Raw genomic sequence first — 25,424 nt, forward strand, 5'->3', positions numbered from 1 at the left:
GCACGACGGCATTTAATGATTTTTTCTTATCAGGTTTTTATTTTAATTAAAATATCTGTAAACTAACCAAAAACTATAGTGGTTTTAAAAGCAGATTTTTTGTATGTTACATAATATCATGATACAATACTATTATGTAACATGGATTAAGGAGCGTTTAGCATGGAATATGTTGAAGCATTAAGGGATGTTAAGCAAATCAATGCAATTAAGAAATATTTAAAAAAGCATTCCGAGCGTGATTATCTTCTCTTTGTGTTTGGGATTAACACTGGGTTGAAAATTACCGAAATGCTGGAAATTAGGGTGGCCGATGTTTTAGAAAACGAGCACACGGCGAAGAATTTTTATCAGTATTTACACCACGATATCAACAAGGAGGTTTACCTTAACCAAAAGGTCAAAAAAGCCCTCCTCCATTATGTCCAAACCAACCAACTGGACACGGAAGTCTATTTGTTCAAATCCAATAAAACAGAAAAGCCTATCACTCGCCAACAAGCCTATCGAATCATTCATCAGGCAGCTGAAGCCATTGGTATTGAGGGGAAAATCGGGACCAATTCAATGAGGAAAACATTTGGATATCATGCGTATAGACGCGGGGTGGCCATCTCCCTTTTGCAAAAACATTTTAATCATTCAACCCCATCTGAAACTCTAAAATATCTTGGCATCTCTAAAGAGGAGAAAATTAAAACTGAAATTGATGTAAATCTATAATGTCAAAACCCGCTTAATCCATGAAGCAAATTTTTAGAGGAGGAATCAAAAAATGAACGTTCGCGAAATCGAACTGCCGGGAATTGGGAAAAAGTTTGAAGTCATCACCAAAAACAAGGATAAAATCGTGGTGATTATTCACGATGACGGCAGAAGGGATCTTTATTATTTTGACCAAGATGATTACGAGGAGGCAATTGCCAGCACTTCCTTTGATGATGCCGAAGCACGACAGATTGCTGCAATTATCGGCGGAATGACGTATGCTCCAAAGGCATTGGAAACGATCGAAATGGCCTTTGATGAATTGGTTATAGAATGGTTTAAAGTACAAGACGGGTCAGAAGCAGCGGACCAAACTATCGGGCAGCTCAATATCCGTCAATCATATGAAGTCAATATCGTCGCTATCATTAAACAAAAGAATCACAAAGAAATTCATACCCCTGGACCTGAAACAATTTTAGAGGAAGGTGATACCGTGATCGTATCTGGACAGCGTAAGCAAGTAAAAATGTTCGTAAAAGAAGTTCTCACAAGAAGGGACGGGTGATACTAGAATGACTAACACTTTACTTTTTGAAGTCGGAACAGCTTTGGTCTTGGTTGCTCTAACCGCCTTTCTGGCATCCAAATTAAAATTCTCCTTCATCCCATTTCTCATCCTTTTAGGGATGGCACTTGGCCCCCATGCCCCTGAAATTGGTATATTTGATTTCACATTTATTGAAAGCGCAGAAATCATCGAGTTTTTCGGGCGCATTGGTGTTTTGTTTTTATTATTTTATTTGGGAATTGAGTTCTCAGTCGGAAAATTAATACGCTCAGGACGATCAATTGTTGTTGGCGGGACAATTTATGTAGCGATGAATTTCTTCCTTGGCCTGATTTACGGATTTGCTACAGGTTTTCCGATAATGGAAACGTTAATCATTGCAGGACTCTTAAGCGTTTCTTCCACTGCGATAGTGGCTAAAGTGGTGGTTGATTTAAAAAGAACGGCCAATTCCGAAACAGAATTGATTCTAGGGATCATTCTTTTTGATGATATATTCCTGGCATTATTTCTCTCCATCATGTCGGGACTCTTGTTAGGCGGTTCCACGACCGTATTAGGTACGATCGTTTCGGTTCTCATTTCTCTCGGTTACATGCTGCTATTTTTCGTTATCGCCCGTAAAGGTACCCCGATTCTAAACAAACTGTTAGATATTAAATCAAATGAAATCTTTATCCTCGTCATCTTTGCCTTGCTGTTTTTTGTAGCTGGCTTTTCTGAAAAACTCCATGTCGCTGAAGCGATTGGCGCATTATTATTAGGTTTAGCCCTTTCAGAAACAAAACACCGTGAACGAATCGAGCATTTGGTTATTCCCTTTAGAGACTTCTTTGGTGCCATATTTTTCTTCAGTTTCGGGTTAAGCATTGACCCATTTAGCTTAGGTGGCGCCATATGGCTTGCTTTAGGTGCCGTGATTCTCACAATCATTAGCAACTTTGTAGCTGGAATGATTTCCGGGAGAAAAGCTGGTTTATCACACAAAGCTTCCTCCAATATCGGATTGACAATCGTTTCAAGAGGCGAATTTTCGATCATTGTTGCTAATTTGGGACTTGCCGGAGGGCTGATGCCCATTCTCAAACCCTTTACCGCAGTATACGTTTTAATTTTGGCGATCCTCGGGCCGTTGCTGGCGAAGGAATCTAAGATTATATACAAATTTTTGAATAGATTTTTCAAATGGGAGGACAAAGCAAAAAAACGACTCACCCCTGTCCCACAAAAGTCAGTAGAGGATCAAAACAACACCTTTTAAAGGAGGCCTCGTATAAGTGGGCATTGAGTTAGCAATTGCATTGTTAACATATGTCTTATTGGTTGTCATGGCGTATCTTGTCTTTGTCTTATCTAGTGAGAAGGAGGAACGCTGCTCTCTCATTATTAACCAGGCTTATAACTATGCGTTTGCCATATTATCCTTCGGCATTCTTGTCGTCATTGCCCTGGTCAAACTGCCAAATGTCACGTTGAATAATCAAACAACGACCTACTTAATTTTGGCAAGTAAGTTTATTTCAGTTATTACGCTTGGGGCGAGTGTTTTTATATTGAATAAACAATACAAAAGGTAATGATCGACAGGTTAGATAGGTACCCTTGGTAAAGATGGGATTTAAAGACAAACCCCATTTATCCCCCAAGAAATAAAAATCTGCCTCAAATAAATCCCGAGGCAGATTTTTAAACTTAAAGATCATTAATAACAATATAAGTCGCTTTCACCGGTCCGTGGACCCCAACCACAAGGTTCAGCTCAATGTCCGCTGAGTTGCTAGGTCCAGTGATAAAATTGATGCATGACGCGACGCGGCCGGTTTTTCCGTGGATTTCCCGCATTTTTTGAGCGGCCTGTGTCATTCTTGGGACTAACGAGCTTTTTGGAATAAGGACTACCGAAGCAGCAGGTAAAAAGCTTACTGTCCTGCCTTTATTCTCGTCACTAAATAAGACAGCTGTACCAGATTCAGCAAGCGTGACCTCACTAATTGTGATGCCAATATTGGCGTTTTCCGCTTTTGAAATGTTCTCTGTTCCTTTTGCAGAATCCCATTCAAAGACATCAATATTCTGTGATGGCCATTCTGACTTCATTAGGGAATTAATGCCCCATTCCGCAAACCGCTCATCCTTCCAAGTCACAATTGGACCTCCACCAAAATCAGCTACCACTCCATTGAGGGTGGAGCCCAAATTGATAAGATCAGTGGTATAAATCGTTGTATGAATCCTTTTACACTGCTCTTTTAACACTTCTAATAATTCATCCTGGGATGCGCCTTTTAATACCTCATCCTGCGGACGGAATTTCCATCGAGGGCGCTCAACTGGTGTGGTGATTCTTGAACGTCCAAGCTGTCCGGCAATTTTATTTAAAAATGCATCGCGATTTTGGATTGTACCAATCATCGTTCTATTTGCCCCCTTTCTCGCGATTTTTAAACCAATCTCTGAATCTCTCTTTATTCGGTGCAGGGAATTCACGAATTTCTGTCCAAGCCTTCAATGGACCAGGTCCCTTCGAAATCTTATCCCCAACTGTAAATGGATTCATCGCCGTTGGTGCAATTTTCGAGCCAATTTTATATAAGGTCGGTGACGCTGCTCCTAAACCGAAAGCCTTCATGGCCAGCTTTTCCGAAATAGGTGCTTTGCCTTCCCTTTCCACGATAACTTCCCGATGTTTATGAAGCAGGTTATGCAGCGGAATTTTTACAGGACAAACCTCTGTGCAGGCCCCGCAAAGTGTCGATGCGTAAGGCAGTTCTTTGTATTCGTCATAACCACCAAGCAATGGAGACAACACAGCCCCTATTGGTCCGGAATAAATGGAACCGTATGAATGTCCGCCGACATGACGATAAACTGGACATACGTTAACACAGGCCGCACAGCGAATACATTGCAGGACGGATTGGAATTCCCCGCCTAGAATATTGGAACGGCCATTGTCCACGATTACCAGATGAAACTCTTCAGGACCGTCCACATCCATTTCCTCACGAGGTCCAGTCAACACAGTAATGTAACTAGTTAGTTTCTGCCCGACCGCACTCCTTGTTAATAAAGAAACGAGCACTTCCATTTCCTCAAAGGTAGGAACGATCCTTTCCATTCCCATCACGGTTATTTGCGTTTTTGGCAATGCCGTAACTAAATCCGCATTGCCTTCATTCGTAACTAGAGTAATAGAGCCTGTTTCTGCCACAGCAAAATTACAGCCGGTGATACCAATATCAGCAGACAGGTATTCCTCGCGCAGCATTTGCCGGGCGTGTCCAGCCAATTCCACTGGTTCTGAGGATTTATTATAACCAAGTTTTTTTGCAAAAACTTCACGGATTTCCTCTCTATTTTTATGTAGAGCAGGGGCAACGATATGGGAAGGGGGATCGTGATCATCCACTTGGAGAATGTATTCGCCAAGGTCTGTTTCAATAACCTCGCAGCCTTCTTCCTCCAACGCCTGATTTAAGCTGATTTCTTCGGTTACCATCGATTTTGATTTCACTATCTTTTTAGCATTTTTCCGTTTAGCCACTCCACGAATATATTCAACGGCTTCTTCCTTCGTTTGAGCAAAAAAGACGTGACCGCCCCGCTTTGCCACATTTTCACTTAATTGCTCCAAATAATAATCCAAATGTTCAAGAACATGCTGGCGAATTTCTTCCCCATGCGAACGCCATTCTTCCCAGTTCCCCAGCTCCTTGGCCGCAAGTTGTCTCTTCATGCCCATTCCGTCCTGAGCGCTGGAAACGGCTCCGCGCATAAAGTCATTATGGATTCCCTTATCGACACGTTCTTTAAATTGTTCATTGCCAATTTTCATAGCCATTCAAAAATCCCCCTCGTTTCTATCAATCTAGCAACAACTATTAACGGCTATTCAATACCTCAGCAATATGCAAAACCTTAACTGGTTTTCCTTTTCTATCGATACGGCCGCCAATATTCATGAGGCAGCCGGCATCTGCGCCTATCAAATAATCCGCACCCGTTTCTTCAACGTGGCACACTTTTTCGTCGACCATTTGCTCAGAGATTTGTGCCATTTTTACAGAAAAGGTCCCGCCAAAGCCACAGCATTGTTCCTTGCCAGGCAATTCAGTAAAGTTTAAACCTTTTACATTTTTTAATAGTGTCATTGGTGCTTCCTTTACTCCTAGCAATCTCGTCATATGGCAGGAGGTATGATAGGTAGCATTACCTTCAAATGTGGACCCGACATCCTCGACCTTTAAAACATCTACAATGAATTGAGTAAGTTCATAGGTTTTCTCCGCCAATTTCCTAGCTTTCGATTCCCAAACTGGGTCGCCTTTAAAAATATGAGGATATTCCTTAAACATAAACGCGCAAGAACCGGAGGGAGATACGACATATTCAGCATCCTCAAACGTTTCGATCATCCGTTTCATGGCTTCCTTCGATTCTTTTATATACCCGCTATTATATGACGGCTGTCCGCAGCAGACTTGTGATTCTGGAAAATCTATCTCGCAGCCTAGCCGCTCGAGCAGTTCAACCGTTGCTTTCCCTACATTGCCCTGAAACATATCAACCAAGCAGGTTGCAAATAGACTCACTCTCATTGTTGTATGCCATCCCCTTTGTCCGAAAAATTTGTTGCGAATCGGATCTGTTTTTGTTTTATTATAATATATTTCAGTTTATTTTGAATTGTTATATATGAAATTATTAACCTAATGTAGAAAAAGCCGTCTCAAATGAAACCGAGACTGCTTTTAAATTTGGACTATTAAATTTTTTTTGTCTTTTGCAACACATAATAATAGATTGATGATTGATCACTTTTCCTCAAGGCTGTTGCCATCCAGCCTCTATTAAAGTAATGGGTGAATACCTCCCGCGTCCGCATCCTCCACTCTAAGGCGAGAGACATCCGCTGAATTTTAATTTCCTGGATATTACCCGGAACTGGAACGTATAAAAGCTCTGCATTATTTCCGTAATCAAGGTGTACGGACTCTGGCACAGGAAATCCCTGCTCGTCATAGATCACATTTATCAATCGTGGGACGTCACCAGTTTCGTTCACATCAAGGATCACTTCAACCCTTTCTTCGGCAATTCGCCATTCCACTAAAAACCGGTCAGACGGCATTCCTGCATTAAGAACGTCGGGCATATCCCCATAGCAATTTTCAATATATTTCCTACAAACCCCGCCTAACTTGCTTAAATTCAAATATCCGTTTACGGTTTCAAGTGGATCATATGTCCACTCAATATGCTTGTAGCCTCTTTCCAAAGCAACTTCCCGCTGCTTTCGTTTTAATTTTTCACCGATCCCGATTCTTCTATAATCAGGATGTATCCCCATACTATGTGAGCATAAATAGACATTCGATCCGTTAAATCCCGGAAAGCTATATTGGAAACCAATTAGTTTTTCATCCAAGAAAGCTCCTATGACCAGCCCTCCGTTTTTTACTACTGCAACATAATGGTTGACAGGGACGGGATCATCATCTCCCCAAACAATCCGTTCAAGGTTGGTGACCAAAGCCAGTTCCTCGGGTGTAGTTATTGTTCGTAAAGAAATCGTTTCTGTTATTTCTTTCAAAAATTTCCCTGCTTTCTAAAAAATTTTTGTATACCCATAAGTTAATTTTGAGTATACCAAAAAGACTGAGTTCGTGTCTCAGCCTTTTTTCATTTCTATTAGCAGGATATGGGAGGTTTCATTTGAATTAATCTGAATATCCTCTTCAACAATTTCAAGAGCATCTCTTGTATTTAAAGTTAGAGTATTTATGGTAGAGTTTCCTTCGATTTGCACCAAATAGGCTTGTCTTCCTTCACTAACTGGAAAACTGATTTCTTTGCCTGCTTCAAGTTCCAATGAATAGATATTTGCATCCTGGTTTATTTTGATTGGGGCATCCCCTTCCTTACTTGAAACCATATGAAGCCACTCGTTGTGCCGGTCTTCCCAATTAAATCGGTAATCTCCATAGTTTGGTTCATACCCCGCCCTATCTGGGAGAATCCAGATTTGCAAAAATCGTAATGTCTCGCTGCCAAGATTGTGCTCGCTATGGAAAACACCTGTCCCCGCACTCATATATTGGACATGGCCGCGCGTAACCGTATTTTTGTTTCCCATACTGTCTCCATGTGTAAGATCTCCATTCACCACATAAGAAACTATCTCCATTTCTTTATGCGGGTGAAGATTAAAACCAGTACCGGGTGCAATCAAATCGTCATTGATGACTCTCAACTGCCCGAAATGGATATTTTTCGGATTATAGTACTCTGCAAACGAGAAATGAAAAATACTATTTAGCCAGCCTAAATTACTTCTTCCCATGTTTTCGTTATCTAATTTTCTGAGCATGTCATTGGCCTCCTTCATTGCCTCAAATAAAACCTCAATTTAAATCATTTCGAATTCGAGATAATTCTAGTACTTTTCAAACTGTTTGTCAAATCCTCCAAAATCCTCACAGGATTTAAAACGAACGGATATAAAGGCATTCTTATTTTGAAAAAAATTAAATATATTGTCTTATAGCTTTCATTAAAGGGGTGTGGACTTTCGTGAAGAAAATAGCTGTTGCCATTATTCATGGGATAGGCAGACAAGATAAGAACTTTGCTTCAGGTATGATTGGCATGCTAAAAAAGAATTTTTCCAAGAAATTAGGAAATTTGGTCACAGACCCTTCTTCCCAGCTGATATTCCAGCCAATACAATGGTCGGAGGTATTAGAGGACAGAGAGCAAGAACTTTATGAAAAAATCGTTTTGAATCACAATTTGGATTATCAAAAACTTCGTCATTTTATTATTCATTATTTGGGAGATGTCATCGCCTATCAGCCTGTGGAGTCGGCAAAGCATAATTACGAAAGAGTCCATGAAAAAATTGCTGAAAATCTCCATGAGCTTGCTAATAATGCAGGCGGGAGTGCCCCATTATGCGTGATTTCCCATAGTTTAGGGTCGGTCATCACCAGTAATTACTTCTATGATTTACAGAATAGGCAAAATGAATTTTCACCATTAGAAAACGGTGACACCATTACGCTTTTTTATACATTAGGTACGACCCTTCCATTGTGGAGCCTGCGTTATTATAATTTTGACCGACCCATTAAAATCCCTTCTCCTAAACTGAAAGAATTCTATCCTGGCCTAAAAGGTGAATGGATTAATTTTTATGACAAAGACGATATTCTTGGCTATCCATTACAGCCGATCAATGACATTTATAAAAATGCGGTGACGGAGGATAGGCAGGTGAACGTAGGAAATATTTTAACAAGCTGGAACCCTTTGTGCCATACGAGTTATTTTAGAGACAAGGATGTAATTGAAGGGATTGCGGATGGATTGGTTCGGACGTGGAGGCATATAAATAATCGGTAGTTTGTAGTGACTCGTAAATTCACTTTGTTTCATAGGTTTGGTCGTTATGATCCCTTCATAACCACCGGACCTTCTATTTTGTCCTCCTTTAGGCGTTATGAACTCCTCATAACAACCGGAACTTATTTTGGCTTCCCCCCTCAGGCGTTATGAACCCTTCATAACGACCGGGCCTTCTATTTACTTCCTCCTTCAGGAGTTATGAACCCTTCATAACGACCGGAACTTCTATTTGCTTCCTCCTTCGGGAGTTATGAACCCTTTCATAACCACCGGACCTTCTATCTACTTCCTTCTTCAGGAGTTATGAACCCTTCATAACGACCGGAACTTCTATTTGCTTCCTCCTACGGTCGTTATGATCCTTTCATAACGACCGGGCCTTCTATTTGCTTCCTCCTTCGGGTGTTATGAGCCTTTCATAACGACCGGGCCTTCTATTTGCTTCCTCATTCGGTCGTTATGAACCTTTCATAACGACTGAAGCCCTTATTCTTTTCCTCCTTCGAGTGTTATTAGCCCCATAACGCTTTAACATTATAATTTCTTCTTCAGGCGTTTTAGATTTTACAGAACAACCGCATCTTCTTTCTAAACAGCTTCTATCGGATAAAACAATTCCTAACTGAAAAAAACAAAAATGCTCTTTCTAAAAAAAGCAACTGGAGTATGAAATCACGAATAAAAACCAAATTCAAGCCATTTAAATGCGTCAATTCCACTAAAAGAGATGAATGACTTCCAGCCGTTAATAAACGAAATCAATCACCAGAAAAATGTATTATTAGGAGAATCCTCACACGGAACCCTATCATAATAATGTTGTACATAAATAACTTGGTACGTCAATGACATGGAATAGTTCATGCAAACATTGATATACCCACTTTTTGTTTATCTTAGTCACTAATATTACTCTGTACATAATTATTTGAGAGGGATTATTAAATTAATAGCGTATCGAGAAATATTGTAATTGATTTGAGTGTACATAATTAATCACGTTGGGTAATGCTAGAGTGAAATACCTTTGAATAAGAAAATTAACAATATTGTTATCACAATTCATTAATATTATTAGAGGGGGACATAGCCCAGCGGGAGGCGTCTCCGCAGGATAATAGTCCGAGGACCCTTAGAAATAAATTGTTACCTCCATTAAACTATAAACCTTCACATTTAATTTGAGGTAAAATATAACAAGGGGAAAATGATTTAACTTAAATAATAACCACCTCAATTTTTACCAATCATTTACCAATAGAACAATAATTGAAAAAGCAATATAAACTTCGCCGTTTAGGCACCATTTAAATTGTTATAGGGGGATTAATGTTTTGTATTGCTGCAAAAATTGTTTTGAAGATGAAATATTAATCGAGTTTATTAGAGAACAAGGGGAACAAGGAAATTGTGTTTATTGTGGGGAAGAAGACACACTTATTGTTGGACTAGTTGATCTTTATTATAGTTTTTTTGAAAAACTGTTGACCTACTATCAAGAAACTCAACATGGTGAACATTACATATATCAAATACATGATGATCCATCTGATTTTGGTAACAATCTGTTTCAATTAGTTCAAGATGATTGGGCTATATTCCCTGATGAATCAGGAGAATCATTATTCTTTGATATTATGAATATTAGCCGTGACTATGAAATCGATGGGCAAATTGATGAATCAGTACTGTTTTCAAGAGCATCTGCTTCTTTCTCATATGTCGATGGTTCTTCTTTATCGGAAACTTTTTCTTTACAAATAATTAAAGAAAATAGATTTTTCCCAAGTAAAGAGTTAGATTATTTTTATAGTACAGATTCCCTTTTGGATGAAATTGAAGAGTTAATTAAACAATATATGACAGAGGTTAGCCCAGATCAATCCTTTTACAGAGCACGTATAGGTCACTTTACGGAAAATAAGGATCTCCAAGCCCCTCCTTTTGAAAATATCCTTAGAGGTGGTAGAGCGAATCCCGTTGGTATTTCGGTTTTATACTGTGCTTATACGGATAGAGACGGCCCTATCGGAAGTAAGGCCATGGAAAGGCTCAGAGGTAACGGTTGCAACAGTAAGAAATAACCAAGATTTAACTCTAATTGATTTATCAAAAGTTAAACCGATTATGTCACCATTTCAATTTGATGATATAATGTCTGAGATTCGCAATAGGAATTTATTATTAAAGTTGCAAGAAATATTATCACGACCAGTAGATCCTAATAAATCAGAATTAGAGTACATTCCATCACAATATTTAACAGAATTTATTAAATCACTGGGTTATGATGGTGTGATATTTAAAAGCTCGTTAGGAAAAAGTAACAATATAGTTATATTCAATCAATCAAAAACAACAATTACTGAATTGAATTATTATGATGTTACAAATATAGAAGTTAGTTTTGATTAGAAAAAAATTATGGAACATAAACGTAAAAAAGGCTGAGATTCAGCCTTTTTTAATCTTTTATATTAACAATATTCCATCCTACTTTTTTAAGTTCCTCTTCATTACCATCAAGGGTTTCTTGTCTCATTGCTAAACAAAGGAAGTGAGTAGGCCTGGTTAACCCTACATAAGCGACACACAGAGCATTAGTCTTTTCTTTTCCTTTAAGTTTTGTATGGTTTTGTTTTAAATACTCCACTAAGTGAAATAGGTCATATTTTTTATAAAACGTCTCTAAATAAAGGGTGGCTGTGTGGGTTTCCCCTTTTACGTTATATACCGTATCCAGGTTTATTTTAACCTCTCCCTCGAAATTGCCTACAACATGAGTATAGGTGTTTATTTGCTCAGTTTCTTTTGTACTATCCTTTTGCTCGCTAATGTGTTTGGTAGTGCAAAAGTCTTTAAGATCTTTCGTCACCTGTTTACTACCTTTCAAGTAAGGAATAAATTTACAGGTTATAAATTTGGCTAATTCTTCATGAATTTGTTGCCCATTTTTTGTATTTAAAATCCATTTTGCGATCCTTTTGTTTAGATTAATAACTAATTGTTCGTTTTTCTCTGCTATGGTCTGTAAAAGTGATTTATCAGAATACCATTTATCTTTATTCTTAATATTTTCAATCCTCGTTGCATGCAGCAAGGAATTGATTAAAAGTCTACGATATTCATTAACGTTTGGGTTATCAATTTGATTAATGGCAAGTATGTATTCGTATAAGGAACTATAACTTGTTCTTGACCTATTATTACTACTCTTATTAAAGGATGGATAATAGCTGGGCAGTGTTATTTTACCTTCGGAATGTAACTTGCCTACTCGACCAACTGCCTTAAAGACCTTCCTGTTATTTTGATGTAGATTATTCTCTATAATCAGATCTGCGAAGGTTGGCAATACTTTTTCTATGTTATTATCCTTGAATACAATTATGGTAGGTTTAATATTTTGGATAGTCTCATTACCTCTAACACCTTGCGGATCCACACATACTTTCTCAATACATTTTGCAATAGCAGGTGAAAATCTCTTGCTCTCGGATATGGAAAGGGCCCTCTTATCTGGCTTCCAGCTTAAATCGTCGCTTGAACTTTCAAAAATCGCTTGATTTGTATCTCCAATCCTTTGAATTGTTACTAGACTCTTATCAAAGACTTGATTTAGCAATTTCATTTGAATCGGAGAAGTATCTTGCATTTCATCCATATATAAAAATTTAAATCTTGTGGAGATTAGGTCACGAATTTCTGGGAATTCTTTTATAAATTTAAATGCCATAACATATGCATCTCGATATGAAAGGATGCCATTCTCTAAGAGATCTACTTTTAAATCTTTTAAGTATTGATAAGTGTCTGTAGCGTTACTGTAAACACCTTCTAATTTTTTTGCCCCCAAATATATAATTCCGTCATCTTCAAAATCAAAAACGAGCTTTTGACATAGGTCTTCAAGTGGAAATTTACGTTCTATATTTTGTCTAAATCTCCATGGTATTTTATAAAACAATTTTTTAAAATGCTCAATGTATGTATCCATATCAATACTATAAACATTACCATGATAAAAATGTTTATACGAAGGAATTGCCAAATACTTATCAACAAACACTTGTATAGTTGAAATATGGTTGGGATATTGAAACAGCCTGCTTCCCTCTTGTTGTGAACTTCTACCTTTGATTTCATTTACTCCCACATTTGTATGGGTTAATACACAAATTCCCCTATTGTTTTCAAGTGGAAGTTTCTTTTCAAGAATTAATAGTTTGGCAATTAAAGAAGTCGTTTTCCCACTTCCTGGACAAGCTTTAATGTCGACTGTTTCTAGATTTTTTATGACAGTCCTATGGCTTTCGTTAAACTTACTCCCGTCAGGAAAAAGAATTGTTTCAATATTATCTATATCCTCATTGGTAATCTCAATCAATGTTTCCACCTCCTTGGGAAGTAGCATAGTTTATTGCATTTACAAGGTATTTAATATATTTATCTTCCAAAATCAGCTTTTTTAACCCTTCTTTATCTTCGTATTGTCCAAGTAAACTCGCAAAACATTGTCCGATAATTGCTTTGGAAATCTTATTTTGCTTTTTAGTGATGATGTTTTTGTATATATCATATGCTATTTGATATTCATTGTATCTTTTTGCATTCCATTGGGCTTCAAGGATTTTTATCTCTTCTTCGACCGTTTCATTTTTCTTATCTGTTAAACCATATTCATCGCTATTTTGAATCTTTTTTGCTTGTAAAACTGCCTTAATCAGTAATGGTCGGAGCCCACTCAGGGCTATATCATGTTCTAATGTCCAAAATGGTGAAATGAATGTTTTAACCATTTGGCCATCTATCCTCTTCTTAATACTACTTACCTTCTCTGTCCGTTTCTCATAAAAAGCTGTATCTAGTTTCTCATCACCTATATACTTTTCAGTATCAATATCTAAGTCAGTTATACATGCTACAGGGATTGCAAATTGACCCTCTTCAATATTCTTGCGTCTAAAAATTCTTGAGTACCTTAAAAAGGCCGTGCTACCGACATTTAAAACGGTTACGCCGTACTGCGAAAGTGGTTTGTCTATTACCCTACTTAATGCTGGAATGATCAGGTTCTCTGCATCACCCTCAACCATTATCACTCCCTGAGCAAAAAACATATCAGCTTTTGTTGCATCCAAGAATCGTTCTAAAAATAGATAATCCCCTATTAAAAGTTCTGTTTCGTCTGGCCGCATTGAAAAAATATTTTCATTGTTACAAATAAAAAGATTTTCTAATTTTATTTTTGACGACAATCCTGTGCTGTGTGTGGTTAATAAAAGTTGAATGTTCGAGTTTTCTGCTTCTTCCTGTAAATATTCAATAAGTCTTATTTGAGCTTGGGTATGTAAATGAGCCTCTATTTCTTCAATTAACGCTAACTTCAATCCATCGAATTTTTCCCTTTTTAACAATAAAAGTTCAGCAGCTATAAACAAAACATTGTGAGAACCTAAACCTGGTTTTTCACTTGAAAACTGCAAACTTAGTCGTTCCAAGATATATCTTAGCTTTAAATCCGATACTTTGAATCCTGATTCAAGTACATTGTTTTTATTCGAGAATTTTTCAAGGTAAGTGTTGATATCCTCTAAAAGATTTTTACCTTCTTGATCTGGCAGTTTTCTCTCATCTGAATCTTTTCCTTTAAAATATAAATCTATTTTATTATTAGCTTCCCTGAAAGTTTCGATTAAAAAGTGGGAATCTTCATTTTCGAAAGCAGAATGGCTACTCAGTATTTGGGATAATCTTGAGTTTTTTCTTGGTGCGAGTTCAGTATTGGCATCTCTTAAGGGTTTTAAATATGTGGCTTTTATACGATTTCTAACCTCGCTGTTTAATAACTTTGCACCCTCACCCATACCTGCTTTAACATCATAAAAGATCTTCTTTCCTTGCCTTCTTGCGTTATATGTAAGATGGAGTATGTACTCCGTTTTGCCATTATTCTTTTCAAATGACAACCATTCTAACAGATGTTTAGCTTCATCCAATGATATTTCTCGAATGACACAAGAGATCTCAACTGTAGTAGCCCTATCTCTTTCAGACGTGGAGCCATTTGGAAAATGAAAGTCATCGATCTCTATTCTATTAAAATCGTTACTTTGAGTACCAAGCACTAATTTAATTGCATCTATAACAGTTGTTTTCCCAGAATCATTTTCCCCAACAAACAAATTGAACCCTTTATTTAAGTTTAATTGAAGACCAGGTTCCCCGAACTTACGAAAGTTCGTTATTGATACTTCTGAAAGATACATTTTTCCTACTCCTTTTATGCTATTATTATCAATTTTATCTATTATTTGGAACTTAGTAAATAATTTGTCATTTTTCGAAAAAGATTGTAATATTGTTAAATTTGGTACGGAAGGTTTTTAAATATCCAACAGAAATAACCTCGTTCTCTCCTTTTTTAAATATTCTATGAGGATATACTGAGCAGCATCAGTATATCCTGTTTTAGCAGCAATGACGTTCGGCATCCTATAAGGTTTATTGCGAATAATACGTTTCTCTTGAATGCATGTATCGAGAAGTAGATGGTATCGGACAACAGACCGAGTTGTTCTGAGAAGAAGCAGAAAATAGAACTAAGGATCTAACAAACATAAAAAAACTACAACACAACCTGAAAATAATACAACTGTAACCGAGGAAAAGAAGGAAGATAAAGTGGCAGTTGAAACAGCTACTCAACCTGATGACAAAAATGAAAAAGTAAAAAAGGAAGAAAAACAGGTGACTAGTGGGGATTTAGAATCGACCAAAAAACCAGAGGAAGTAAGTGATGGTTATGCTATCACAGGATTAATACTAGCTGTACTATTCTTTTTATTTCCAAGTATCAAGCATGCATTTGATGTACGTCCAGTACTTGCTCATAGATTAAAGGCTAGGAAATTGTGGATCAACATTATTCTGTTTTTCATTTATGCAGCATTCTGGTGGGTAATATTGATTATTCTAATCATTGAATTGATTCACCTTTAAAAAAATAGACGAAGATACGCTTAAGGGACTCTCTTTTGAGGGTTCTTTTATTCGTTTGGAGTTGTTTTAAAGGATCCGTACTGAGAAATTTATTAAACAAACGAAGGGATTTATAATAACAATAGTTTTGTGACTTTCTAAATTTTACACTACACTAGTAACTTCCTTGATCAAGCCATACAGCGTTCCTTCCAAAATAAAACAGTCAACTATATGAAATGTTAGGATTTTTCGTTATATTTATATAGCGGACTAACTTGAATAGTGATGGTGATTAATATGAAACATAAAAAAACGTATAATTTCTTTTTTGATGAATCTTCTCACGATCGAAAAGTAACTAATACCCAAAAGGGAATTAATATTTATATGGAAGGCAACAATGATCTTTTCCTAGGAGTATTTTGGGGAATAGATAGTCGTTTTGAAAAAGAATACGAAAATAAATATCTAGAATTTGAAACCTATGGAAAAAAACTTTTAGGATTAGCTGAAGAACTAGAACTAAAGGGCACAAATATTAAAAAGTCTAACTTTAAATATGGATTTAGCTCTTTCAATAAAAACGCACTTGATATATATAGTCGGATGTTTGATCTGATTGATAACAATGTTATCCTACACATCAATCTCTTTAGTAAAACTGAATTCTTAATTACCCATTATTTTAAACAAATCATATTACCTCAGTATATGAATATTAGTTATCCCCCCTTGATTTATTCAATTATCAAATTTCTATTTAATTATCGAAATACAGAGCTACTGCAAAAAATGTTTTCTGAAAATATTGAGTCCACCGAAGAATTTCTTTACGAATTAATAGAAATGTTAAAGGAAGTAATCAAGAAAATTAAACATGTGCCACGAAAAAAAATAGAATTACCTGTTCTTAAAAACCTATTATCCATCTTAGAGGAATCAGTTGTCATACCATCCCCTCAAAATAAATATAACTGGGATTATCAACCACTCTTTGATGGTTTTAAATTTCTAACCGAAGAATTTTCAATAAAATCAAATAGAATTAATCTTACTCTTGATAAAGAAGGGACAGGAAAAATACTGGAAACGGCAAAAAAACAGGGTTTCAAAAAGGTTATTAATGGAGATTCCGAATTAGTTGCCGGTATTAGGCTATCAGATTTTTTAAGCAATTTCTTTAATCGTTTATCATACGCACTTTACGAATCATTAAAAGAACAAAAATTCAATGATTCAAATTCATTTGATTATGAAACAAAACATGTTTTGGATAGCAATTGGTTTGTTTTCAAAACTGAAAAACCTTTTTTATTGTATAAAAAACTATATAACATATTAGCTGAGCGAAAAAATATTTACTGGACGGGATTTAGCGGAGTCTTTTTTGATTATCAACTCATTCTCTTTTCCCTAATAAACTATATTGGTGGTGAGTTTATAGATTTAAATTCATTTAAAAAACATAGTCCAGAATCACATGTAGACCGATTTAATAATTATTGTCTACAAAATATACAAAACCAGTTTAATAAATTTTATTCTATCAGTAATAGCTTTTAAATAGGATCAAATATTAAAAAGTAAGATTCATTAGTGCTAATCAATGAAAAATGGAGGCAAAGGTGGTTAATGAAATTGAAAAGGATGCTAGTTAGTTTATTAGTTTTTCTTGGGGTAATCCTTTCTGGATGCGGAAAAACAACTGATGAACCAACAAAAACTTCTTCAGAAAGTTCGGAACAGAAAATAGAAACGGCAGAAACGACTTCACAATCTGAAACTTCAAGATCTTCAGAAGTATCCAAGGCTAGTGAGGATGTCGGTGGTGTTTGGAAGGCAACGGGTAAAGAGGATGGGATAAGTAGCACTTGGTACTTTAATAGAGGGCAATTAGTAGTAAATTACGTGTATAATTTTTCTTATGTGGTCGCCGAAACTAAAGATTCTAATCGGTATACTGTTGTGACGATAAAAAATAATGAAGGCAAGACACATGCTTTGTTGTTGAAAGGTAATGGCAGGAAATTTGAAGGTATAACTGTTGAAGGAGAAGCTTACGACAAATACTTAGCTGATGGAACGGTGCCAAATGGCCAGCTTATCGAATTTACTTTTCAACAGAATGCATGGGGAAGCATGGATGAAGTAATTGATTTTTGGGAGAAGACTTATAAGAATGCTGATAATGAGGCTTCTAAAGAAATTGCATGGGAAAATTACCAAAGGGATTTGTGGGGTTTGGTCAAAAATGGAACTTCAGGCAATACTATAACGTTACACTTTACTAATATTAGTGGGGCTGGTGGCAGCTATGATCAATTTGTTAAAAATGATGAAACCACAGTAATCACGAGCTTTGATGGAAATGCATCATTTCCAAATAATCCCACCATGAGATATACGGTTCAGAATTCAGATTATAAAGTGATTAAGACAGAAGAATTGTGGAAGCACTAGTAATGAAATAGATCCAATAGGACAGCATTGGAAAAGGAACCAGTTTACTGGGGCCTTTTCTTTTGTTTTTTTATGTTTATAAACAAATTAAAAAAGAGATCAATAAAAGACTCTAACTAGGAAATATATTCAACGAATGATGGGATCCGTAATAACCCCTGTTTGGTATAATTTCTAAATCTTACTCGGCACTATATTTCTGGCTTGATAAAAACAAACTTCTTATCTTCTCCAATTATTAAATCTTGGTATCTAGCATAGAACTTCATCATTTCCTTTTGGTTAATGAATTCCATAACACCTGAAGGTTTTAGATTATCCCCATCATAAGTGCTTAATAGAAGGACAAAATCATCTTTCCTTAACCCTGTGATAAAAACACCTGCATATTTATAATTAATCACCTTTAACCAGTCGTGCGATCGCTTGTTAACTGATACGACTGAGGATAAAGAGAAAGTACTAAATGAAGTAAAATCAAAAATATCCCTTGAGTTTAAAGAATGGTTTCAGAATATAGGTAAACTTGTATCCTTCATCAGTTATACTACAACGAGGATTTAAAAGCTTTTATTGATCCTCTACCTAAATCAGAATTGGAAGTGTTTAGTGACATAGATGGGTTTATTGATGATATGAAAATTTACTATAATCATTTAAATGATGCCATTGAGTTATTTGAACATAGAGATATTATAGGGATGGGAAGAGATTTTAAAATGATTGAGGAGGATATGGCCTTAACTGATCCTGATTACGCTGGTATTATAGACGTTATTTATCGGTATGGTATTCAAATGTCTCGAACAGTAGAACCTTACTTTAATCTGGATGAGGAACCACTTCGATTTACTATTCTAAATGCTCTAAACGTTATTTATAATGGTCTTGGTGGTGGTGAAACCTTCAATAAGGAAGGTAAAAGTGACATTTGCATTCGTGTAAAAGATATTAATATTTTTGTTGCAGAATGCAAAGTTCTTCATCGACCAGGTAGTATTGATGAAGGCTTAGAACAATTACTCTTAAAGTATACTACTACATACGATGATAAAGTTGCTTTAATAGTTTTCAATAAAAATTACGATTCTTCAGTTGCAGTTAGGCACGCAGAAGAAAGAACAGATAAGTTTTTTAAAGACAATAAACTTACCTTTAAAAAATTTCCTTTAGAGGTTCAAGACTATAAATATACCTTACGGTATAATACTGAACATCCACTTGATAAGTCAAAAACCCTTATACTAACCGTATTAGTAATAAATATTCAAAAATAATAGTAAATTTATTCCTTACCTCTTAATGAATAGTTGTGATTTTTTAATAAGTATTGATTTCCTTATTAAACTAACGAGTGCTTTAACACAAAAAGGAATAAACAAAAAAGTCGAAAAATATTCAAGTTTTAATACACACTATGTAAATTTTTGCTTATTAAGATTCATTAAAAATACTGCCATACACAGTTAAAAAAATGGGCAAGGAAGAATTTCCTCCCCCATTTTTTCTTAAATTGTGTTTTATTTTATATCACTTAGATAAAAGAATACTGGTTTTTTCTCTTTCATGTAAGCTTGTAACAGACAGTAATAGTGCTTTATTGAAGTTATTAGACTTAGCAATGATATTAATTAGTAATGTTAAATTATCCAGTTGCAAAGGTTTTAGCCCTTTTTTTATTACATGAAGACTATATGCTGGTGTAGAGTTAATAAATAAAAAACATTTGCCAAGTAACCCAACTATTACATCTGAAACCTGAGTCAATGAAGTTTTCTTAGAACCCACAAATTCATAGGGTTTAACTTTCTTGCCACCATCATACAAGTCAATATCATTTAAGATTCCTTCAATAACTGACTCTTCATCAAAAACATGGTGTGAGTTTTTAAATAAGTAAATGGACCTTAAAAAGAAATCTGAAAAATCATTAATTAGTGAATGGTCTGTTTCGTTATTGAGGAAATATAGTTCTCCCTTTTTCCTTGATTGTTTTAACAGCTGTTTGATTATTGTCAGACCTATATGAAAATCTATGTTGGAAATGTATTTATCAATAATGTCAATTAACGAATCTATAAAATCTGTAATCTTATTATCCTTAATATTTGGGTATTCAAAAGTATAGAATAAATCTATAAACGAATCTTTTTCAAGCATGGCTATACGATATAAATCGTTCTTTAAATTGTTTATTAAATCCACAGGGAATTGTCTAAGGATTGCATCATCAATTATCGAGTCAATTATATCCACTATTGAATAATAAAAGATATTTAAATTAGTATAATGGATGTAAAGGTCACTTGTTAAAAGCCAATTTAAATATATGTTTAGTTTTTTAGAATTTAAACACTCGATAAAGTTACCTGTAGCTAAATGTCTAAGTTTTATCTCTTTAACTGTTTTCTGCAGTTTTAAATCACTTCGTAAGGTATTGAAATCAGCGGTTGGGTTGTTCCCTATATGCATCACTCCACCTAGAACAAAGTTGGCCTCTGCCATAGCATTAAGGTTACCTTCCTTTAAGTGAAAGCTTCTAATATTATTTGTTTCATCATAATAAAAAGTATAGCTCTCATTCATACCTTTTAAATTATTGAGCTCAATATGATTCCTCTTATGTCATTAACATCAATATTCACTTTCAATGCCTCCAAATCATTTTTTAAAATAATTACATCCCCTTTAATACTCTTTAACTCTTAACCCAAACTTTCGTTTTTATGTTAAAAATGTCCTCCTACTTTTTTCATGGTTAATCTAAGTACAATAAACAAACATTGTCATTTCACATTTATTTAACACGCTAGAAAAGGAAAATTGTATAATCCCTCCCTACCTACAAAAAATAGATAAAAATTGGTGGAGTGGTAAATATGGGAGTTGAAGGCATACTCAAAGAATTTCAAGATTTAAACTCAGAGGACAAATTAAAAGTTTTTAATGAAATTAATCAATTTATGTTAGAGAAAGAATTGGATGGACCTGCGAAATCTTACCATAATCTTTTTAATTTTATTGAACATATACTTGATAAACTTGTACAGCCCAAAAATGATGCAGCTTTTGAAAAAGCAAATAGAGTAAGGAAAAGGCTATCTATACATTTAGAGGATGCAAGTGAAGAACCCAAAACCAAAATCCGTTTATTGTTTTTTATAGCCCAGATTCTTTACTTATTTATGAATATCAAACGAAGTGACGATGGGCTGTATTGTGTATCCTTCGAGGATGAAATACTTGATCCTAATTTTAAGGCATATGAAGAAATCGACCATATTCTTGCAATAAAAAATGAAAACGTAAACAAGTTAATGGAAAATACCTATTACAATTTAAAAAATGTAATGGACCAATTGCAGGAACAATTGAAGGAGCATAAGAAAATTAAAACGAAATATTCCATGAGATTATCGGTCAGGGCGACGGAAAAAGTGGTGATGCAATAGAAAAACAATTTAAAGGGTTGCCCAAGCGTGTTGAGGCAGAATTTAATTTGTTTTTAGAACAAGAATATAACATCCATAGAGATGAAATTTTGGGCCCAATTTTAACCAAATTAAAAAAAGAAAATGACCCCAATCTGGACGACATTAAACGTCGCATTGACGATTTAGCTTCTAAAGATGAGGATATTGAGCAAGACCTTCGAAGGCTCTTCGATAAAATACTTAGGCGATTAAAAAAGTTAACGCCAAACAGCCAAACACCGACGCATTTATCTATATCAATTCTACAACCGCACTTGAGCCACTTGCGGTCGAAACAGTGTTTGTATAATAAAAAGCCGCTCATCCACGAGCGGCCTCTTTATATATTTTCGATATTATCTTGCTAACCAGCCGCCATCAATCGCCAAGATATGGCCATTCATATAATTAGAGGCGTCACTTGCAAGGAATACGACCACACCCATTAAGTCAGACGGGTCCGCCCAGCGTCCGGCAGGGATGCGGGAGAGAATCTCCGCATTGCGTTTTTCATCCGCCCGAATTGGCGCTGTGTTGTCTGTCGCAATATATCCTGGCGCAATCGCATTAATTTGAATATTATATTCGGCAAGTTCGTTGGCAAACGACTTAGTCAGGCCGGCAACAGCATGCTTGCTGGCTGTATAGGGAGGAACAAACTTGCCGCCCTGGAATGTCAGCATGGAGGCAATGTTGATAATCTTCCCGGATCTTTGCTCGACCATGACCTTCGCCACTTCCTGGCTGAGCAGGTATATGGAATTAAGATTGATTTCCATTACGGCATCCCAATCCTCTTCCTTATACTCCAGTAGAGGAGCACGGCGGATAGTACCGGCGTTATTCACCAGAATATCAATCCTGCCATATTCCTTCACACATTCTGCAGCTGCCTGCTTAACTTTATCCCTGTCGCTTAAGTCTGCTTGGAAAAAGACGGCACGTTGACCTGTCCCTTCGATCAGCTCCTTTGTTTCCTGCCAATCTTCACTGCGGGACACCACAAAAAGATCGGCCCCGGCTTTTGCAAGGGCAACGGCGTACGCCTGCCCAAGTCCCTTGTTCCCCCCTGTAACGATGGCGACTTTTCCTGCTAGACTGAAAAAATCGAGAGAGAAGGATCTTAGATTATTCGTCATATCATTAGCCTCCGCTTTTTTATATTTTCATACTGCTGTAAAAACTAGCGCAAATCTTCCATTTTTACAAAATCCATGTCAGTGTAAGTGATATTTTCACCGCACATTCCCCAAATAAATGTATAGTTGCTTGTGGCTGTACCTGTATGAATGGACCAGCTAGGAGAAATGGCCGCCTGCTCGTTTTTCAACACTAAGTGTCTTGTCTCATCCGGTTTGCCCATAAAGTGGAAAACGCGCGTTTCAGGTTCCATATCAAAATACAGGTAGACTTCCATTCTCCGTTCATGGGTGTGGCATGGCATGGTATTCCAAACGCTGCCCGGTGCAAGCATCGTTAACCCCATTTGCAGCTGGCAGGACTCACAAACATTCGGGTGAACATACTGATAAATTTTCCGTTCATTTAATGTACCCGGCTCGCCCGTTTCAAGGGGAACAATCTTGTTAATATCAATTTTGACTGTAGGATAGGTATGATGTGCTGGAGTCGAGTTGATATAGAATTTGGCCGGATTGTTTGCATCACTTGAACGGAACAGGACTTCCTTTGTTCCCTTGCCGACATACAGGCCGTCTCTTCCCTGCATCTCATATTCCACGCCATCAAGTATAACTGCACCATCGCCGCCGATGTTGATAATTCCCAGCTCACGACGTTCAAGGAAATACTCCACGCCAAGCTCTTTATCAAGTTTGATGGTCAATTCTTGTTCAGCAGGCGTGACCCCTCCAAAAATCATCCGGTCATTATGTGTATAGGTTAAGTGGACCTGCCCAAGCTCAAATAGGGTTTCCACTAAAAACTCCCTTCTTAATTCTTCCGTTGTGTATTTCTTCATATCCTCGGGGTGAATTGCATAACGAGTTTCCATTATTCATTACTCCTTCGTCAATAATTTATAGTTTTCAAAGCCTGCCGGACTCTTTGCCGATAGGTTTTGTGAAACGCGGATGCTTCGTACTGTCACGCCATTTTGCAAACGTTAACATTTCCATTCCTTTATAGTCTATCAAATCTAGTAATATATGTAAACGCTTATTGTTAACGTTAACATTTTTTCTTCTGTTGGCTCTTTCTTGCTTTATGAATTCAGCAAGAGAATAGGAGTCTTCTGCATTGCGGCATAGGGTCTATATATGTGACCGTACCTATGAAGTACTCTGGATTGAGCTCATAAAACCTTTATATGCTACCGTACTCTTGTTACTCTCTCTGGTTCGGGCGCATAGAGCCCATATATGCTACCATACTCTTGATACTCTCTTTGGTTCGGGCGCATAAAGCCTTTATATGCTACCGTATTCTTGTTACTCTCTCTGGTTCGGGCGCATAGAGCCTTTATATGCTACCGTACTCTTGATACTCTCTCTGGTTCAGGCGCATAGAGCCTTTATATGCTACCGTATTCTTGTTACTCTCTCAGGTTCGGGCGCATAAAGCCCTTATATGCTACCATACTCTTGATACTCTCTCTGGTTCGGGCGCATAGAGCCTTTATATGCTACCGTACTCTTAATACTCTCTCTGGTTCGGGCGCATAGAGCCTTTATATGCTACCGTACTCTTAATACTCTCTCTGGTTCGGGCGCATAGAGCCCTTATATGCTACCATACTCTTGATACTCTCTTTGGTTCGGGCGCATAGAGCCTTTATATGCTACCGTATTCTTGTTACTCTCTCTGGTTCGGGCGCATAGAGTCCTTATATGCCACCTTACTCTTGAAAAAAAAGGCACAGACGCATAGAAATTTTGTTTAAAAAAAGCAGCCGCCAAGACTTTGACCGCTCCTAAATTTTTTATCAATTTAGTTTAAATACATGCGAAATCCAATGATGATAAGTAATACCGACAACATTTGAAGGACAATCTTACCCGGGATTTTTTGTGCCATGATGACCCCAAACTGTGCACCGATGGTAACCCCCGCCCCTCCCCAGACGATCGTAAACCAATCAAAACTGCCATAATAAAAATGAAGAAAAACGCCTGCTGATGAATATATGCATAATGAAAAGATGGATGTTGCTGTCGCCTGGTGGGTAGAAACGTGAAACAAATAGATTAAAATTGGAACAAGTAACCAGCCTCCTCCAATTCCCAAATAGCTTGAGAGGATACCCATTAAAAAACCTAAAGGAAGCAGCCATTTTGACTGAACACTGGGTATGTCTACTGATTCGAACTCTGCATTTCGTGAAGATAGACCATCCCTTTCCCCCTCCAATAAAACTTGTTTCCTATTTAATTGAACCGAAGTATTTTTCACCATTAAGAAAATGCCCAAACAAACTAGGATACTGGCAAAAAGAATATAAAAAAAATTCGAAGAGTATAATTGCAGCAGCAAAAACCCGATGAGTGACCCGGGCAATGCTCCAATGGCGAGTGTCATTCCCATCCAATAATTAATTTGTCCTTTCCTTGCATACCCTACAACGCCAGATATTGCATTGATTAAGACAATAACTAAACCTGAGCCGGCTGCAACCGCAGGTTTTAATTGAAAAACCATCAATAGCACCGGTACAAAAATAAACCCGCCGCCGGCGCCTACAATGGTTCCGTATCCTCCAGCAATGATTCCAACTAATAGCAGCAAGAGGCCTGTTGAGATATCCATTCTTATGCCTCCCTTACGAATTAAAAACTGGGAATAAAACCATATTCCCAGTTTTC

At 36.7% G+C, this 25,424-nt stretch carries 24 protein-coding genes; 12 read left to right on the top strand and 12 right to left on the bottom strand.

From position 1 onward, the window contains the following. The first annotated feature begins 162 nt into the window (after positions 1 to 162). From KHA99_RS03870 to KHA99_RS03885, 4 genes are read left to right on the top strand one after another with little or no spacing between them, the layout of a single operon-like run. A complete protein-coding gene (locus tag KHA99_RS03870; protein ID WP_213116096.1) occupies positions 163 to 723 on the top strand; it encodes a tyrosine-type recombinase/integrase in 561 nt (186 codons plus the stop codon). Between the two features lie 52 nt (positions 724 to 775). Next, positions 776 to 1,276, top strand: coding sequence for a cation:proton antiporter regulatory subunit (locus tag KHA99_RS03875; RefSeq protein ID WP_213116097.1), 501 nt, complete (start codon positions 776 to 778; stop codon positions 1,274 to 1,276). 7 nt (positions 1,277 to 1,283) lie between these two features. Then, a complete protein-coding gene (locus KHA99_RS03880) occupies positions 1,284 to 2,540 on the top strand; it encodes a cation:proton antiporter (RefSeq protein ID WP_213116098.1) in 1,257 nt (418 codons plus the stop codon). A 16-nt stretch (positions 2,541 to 2,556) separates the two neighbouring features. Then, a complete protein-coding gene (locus KHA99_RS03885; RefSeq protein ID WP_213116099.1) occupies positions 2,557 to 2,856 on the top strand; it encodes a hypothetical protein in 300 nt (99 codons plus the stop codon). Positions 2,857 to 2,971: 115 nt separating this feature from the next. On the opposite strand, the gene KHA99_RS03890 is transcribed toward KHA99_RS03885, so the two are convergent. The 5 genes from KHA99_RS03890 to KHA99_RS03910 all read right to left on the bottom strand — a co-directional run bounded on the left by KHA99_RS03890 (position 2,972) and on the right by KHA99_RS03910 (position 7,649). Further along, positions 2,972 to 3,691, bottom strand: a complete 720-nt coding sequence (locus KHA99_RS03890; protein ID WP_213116100.1) for a LutC/YkgG family protein — start codon at positions 3,689 to 3,691, stop codon at positions 2,972 to 2,974. Between the two features lie 4 nt (positions 3,692 to 3,695). After that, positions 3,696 to 5,120, bottom strand: coding sequence for a LutB/LldF family L-lactate oxidation iron-sulfur protein (locus KHA99_RS03895; RefSeq protein WP_213116101.1), 1,425 nt, complete (start codon positions 5,118 to 5,120; stop codon positions 3,696 to 3,698). A gap of 40 nt (positions 5,121 to 5,160) precedes the next feature. Further along, positions 5,161 to 5,877: a lactate utilization iron-sulfur protein LutA gene (lutA, locus tag KHA99_RS03900; protein WP_213116102.1), complete on the bottom strand. Its 717-nt coding sequence runs from the start codon at positions 5,875 to 5,877 to the stop codon at positions 5,161 to 5,163. Positions 5,878 to 6,044: 167 nt separating this feature from the next. Beyond that, the gene (locus KHA99_RS03905; RefSeq protein ID WP_249366416.1) at positions 6,045 to 6,872 is read right to left on the bottom strand and encodes a GNAT family N-acetyltransferase; all 828 of its coding nucleotides are present in this window, start codon (positions 6,870 to 6,872) and stop codon (positions 6,045 to 6,047) included. A 78-nt stretch (positions 6,873 to 6,950) separates the two neighbouring features. Continuing rightward, on the bottom strand, positions 6,951 to 7,649 hold the full coding sequence (locus KHA99_RS03910; RefSeq protein ID WP_213116103.1) for a pirin family protein: 699 nt from the start codon (positions 7,647 to 7,649) through the stop codon (positions 6,951 to 6,953). Positions 7,650 to 7,852: 203 nt separating this feature from the next. Here KHA99_RS03910 and KHA99_RS03915 point away from each other — a divergent pair, with 203 nt between their 5' ends. The 3 genes from KHA99_RS03915 (at position 7,853) to KHA99_RS03925 (ending at position 11,101) form a co-directional block, all read left to right on the top strand. Beyond that, positions 7,853 to 8,683, top strand: a complete 831-nt coding sequence (locus KHA99_RS03915; RefSeq protein WP_213116104.1) for a chemotaxis protein — start codon at positions 7,853 to 7,855, stop codon at positions 8,681 to 8,683. 1,337 nt (positions 8,684 to 10,020) lie between these two features. After that, positions 10,021 to 10,770: a hypothetical protein gene (locus KHA99_RS03920; RefSeq protein WP_213116105.1), complete on the top strand. Its 750-nt coding sequence runs from the start codon at positions 10,021 to 10,023 to the stop codon at positions 10,768 to 10,770. Further along, a complete protein-coding gene (locus KHA99_RS03925) occupies positions 10,688 to 11,101 on the top strand; it encodes an RES domain-containing protein (protein ID WP_213116106.1) in 414 nt (137 codons plus the stop codon). The genes KHA99_RS03920 and KHA99_RS03925 overlap by 83 nt, the downstream gene beginning before the upstream one ends. Positions 11,102 to 11,150: 49 nt before the next feature. Here KHA99_RS03925 and KHA99_RS03930 read toward each other — a convergent pair whose 3' ends face one another. Continuing rightward, positions 11,151 to 13,073, bottom strand: a complete 1,923-nt coding sequence (locus KHA99_RS03930) for a UvrD-helicase domain-containing protein (RefSeq protein WP_213116107.1) — start codon at positions 13,071 to 13,073, stop codon at positions 11,151 to 11,153. Then, positions 13,066 to 14,955: an ATP-dependent nuclease gene (locus KHA99_RS03935; protein ID WP_213116108.1), complete on the bottom strand. Its 1,890-nt coding sequence runs from the start codon at positions 14,953 to 14,955 to the stop codon at positions 13,066 to 13,068. The genes KHA99_RS03930 and KHA99_RS03935 overlap by 8 nt, the downstream gene beginning before the upstream one ends. Before the next feature lie 415 nt (positions 14,956 to 15,370). On the opposite strand from KHA99_RS03935, the gene KHA99_RS03940 reads away from it, so the two are divergent. The 3 genes from KHA99_RS03940 (at position 15,371) to KHA99_RS03950 (ending at position 18,130) form a co-directional block, all read left to right on the top strand. Beyond that, positions 15,371 to 15,688, top strand: coding sequence for a hypothetical protein (locus KHA99_RS03940; protein WP_213116109.1), 318 nt, complete (start codon positions 15,371 to 15,373; stop codon positions 15,686 to 15,688). Between the two features lie 279 nt (positions 15,689 to 15,967). Next, complete coding sequence (locus KHA99_RS03945) at positions 15,968 to 17,233, top strand: hypothetical protein (RefSeq protein ID WP_213116110.1); 1,266 nt, start codon at positions 15,968 to 15,970, stop codon at positions 17,231 to 17,233. A gap of 75 nt (positions 17,234 to 17,308) precedes the next feature. Continuing rightward, positions 17,309 to 18,130 carry a hypothetical protein gene (locus KHA99_RS03950; RefSeq protein WP_213116111.1) on the top strand — a complete coding sequence of 274 codons (822 nt, stop codon included), beginning with the start codon at positions 17,309 to 17,311 and terminating at the stop codon, positions 18,128 to 18,130. A 191-nt stretch (positions 18,131 to 18,321) separates the two neighbouring features. On the opposite strand, the gene KHA99_RS03955 is transcribed toward KHA99_RS03950, so the two are convergent. Next, positions 18,322 to 18,534, bottom strand: coding sequence for a hypothetical protein (locus tag KHA99_RS03955; RefSeq protein ID WP_213116112.1), 213 nt, complete (start codon positions 18,532 to 18,534; stop codon positions 18,322 to 18,324). Between the two features lie 231 nt (positions 18,535 to 18,765). On the opposite strand from KHA99_RS03955, the gene KHA99_RS03960 reads away from it, so the two are divergent. Then, positions 18,766 to 19,407: a hypothetical protein gene (locus KHA99_RS03960; protein WP_213116113.1), complete on the top strand. Its 642-nt coding sequence runs from the start codon at positions 18,766 to 18,768 to the stop codon at positions 19,405 to 19,407. A 253-nt stretch (positions 19,408 to 19,660) separates the two neighbouring features. On the opposite strand, the gene KHA99_RS03965 is transcribed toward KHA99_RS03960, so the two are convergent. Continuing rightward, positions 19,661 to 20,716 carry a DUF3800 domain-containing protein gene (locus tag KHA99_RS03965; protein ID WP_213116114.1) on the bottom strand — a complete coding sequence of 352 codons (1,056 nt, stop codon included), beginning with the start codon at positions 20,714 to 20,716 and terminating at the stop codon, positions 19,661 to 19,663. A gap of 293 nt (positions 20,717 to 21,009) precedes the next feature. Between KHA99_RS03965 and KHA99_RS03970 the strand changes: the two genes are divergently transcribed. Continuing rightward, entirely contained in the window at positions 21,010 to 21,582 is a 573-nt protein-coding gene (locus KHA99_RS03970) for a hypothetical protein (RefSeq protein ID WP_213116115.1), read from the top strand. A 377-nt stretch (positions 21,583 to 21,959) separates the two neighbouring features. Here KHA99_RS03970 and kduD read toward each other — a convergent pair whose 3' ends face one another. The 3 genes from kduD to KHA99_RS03985 all read right to left on the bottom strand — a co-directional run bounded on the left by kduD (position 21,960) and on the right by KHA99_RS03985 (position 25,368). Next, positions 21,960 to 22,742: a 2-dehydro-3-deoxy-D-gluconate 5-dehydrogenase KduD gene (gene kduD, locus KHA99_RS03975; protein WP_213116116.1), complete on the bottom strand. Its 783-nt coding sequence runs from the start codon at positions 22,740 to 22,742 to the stop codon at positions 21,960 to 21,962. A gap of 44 nt (positions 22,743 to 22,786) precedes the next feature. Beyond that, positions 22,787 to 23,617: a 5-dehydro-4-deoxy-D-glucuronate isomerase gene (gene kduI, locus KHA99_RS03980; protein ID WP_213116117.1), complete on the bottom strand. Its 831-nt coding sequence runs from the start codon at positions 23,615 to 23,617 to the stop codon at positions 22,787 to 22,789. A 935-nt stretch (positions 23,618 to 24,552) separates the two neighbouring features. Continuing rightward, on the bottom strand, positions 24,553 to 25,368 hold the full coding sequence (locus tag KHA99_RS03985) for a sulfite exporter TauE/SafE family protein (protein ID WP_213116118.1): 816 nt from the start codon (positions 25,366 to 25,368) through the stop codon (positions 24,553 to 24,555). Positions 25,369 to 25,424: the final 56 nt, after the last annotated feature.

This window comes from Neobacillus rhizophilus (assembly GCF_018343535.1).
In the GTDB taxonomy this organism is placed as follows: Bacteria; Bacillota; Bacilli; order Bacillales; family Cytobacillaceae; genus Neobacillus; species Neobacillus rhizophilus.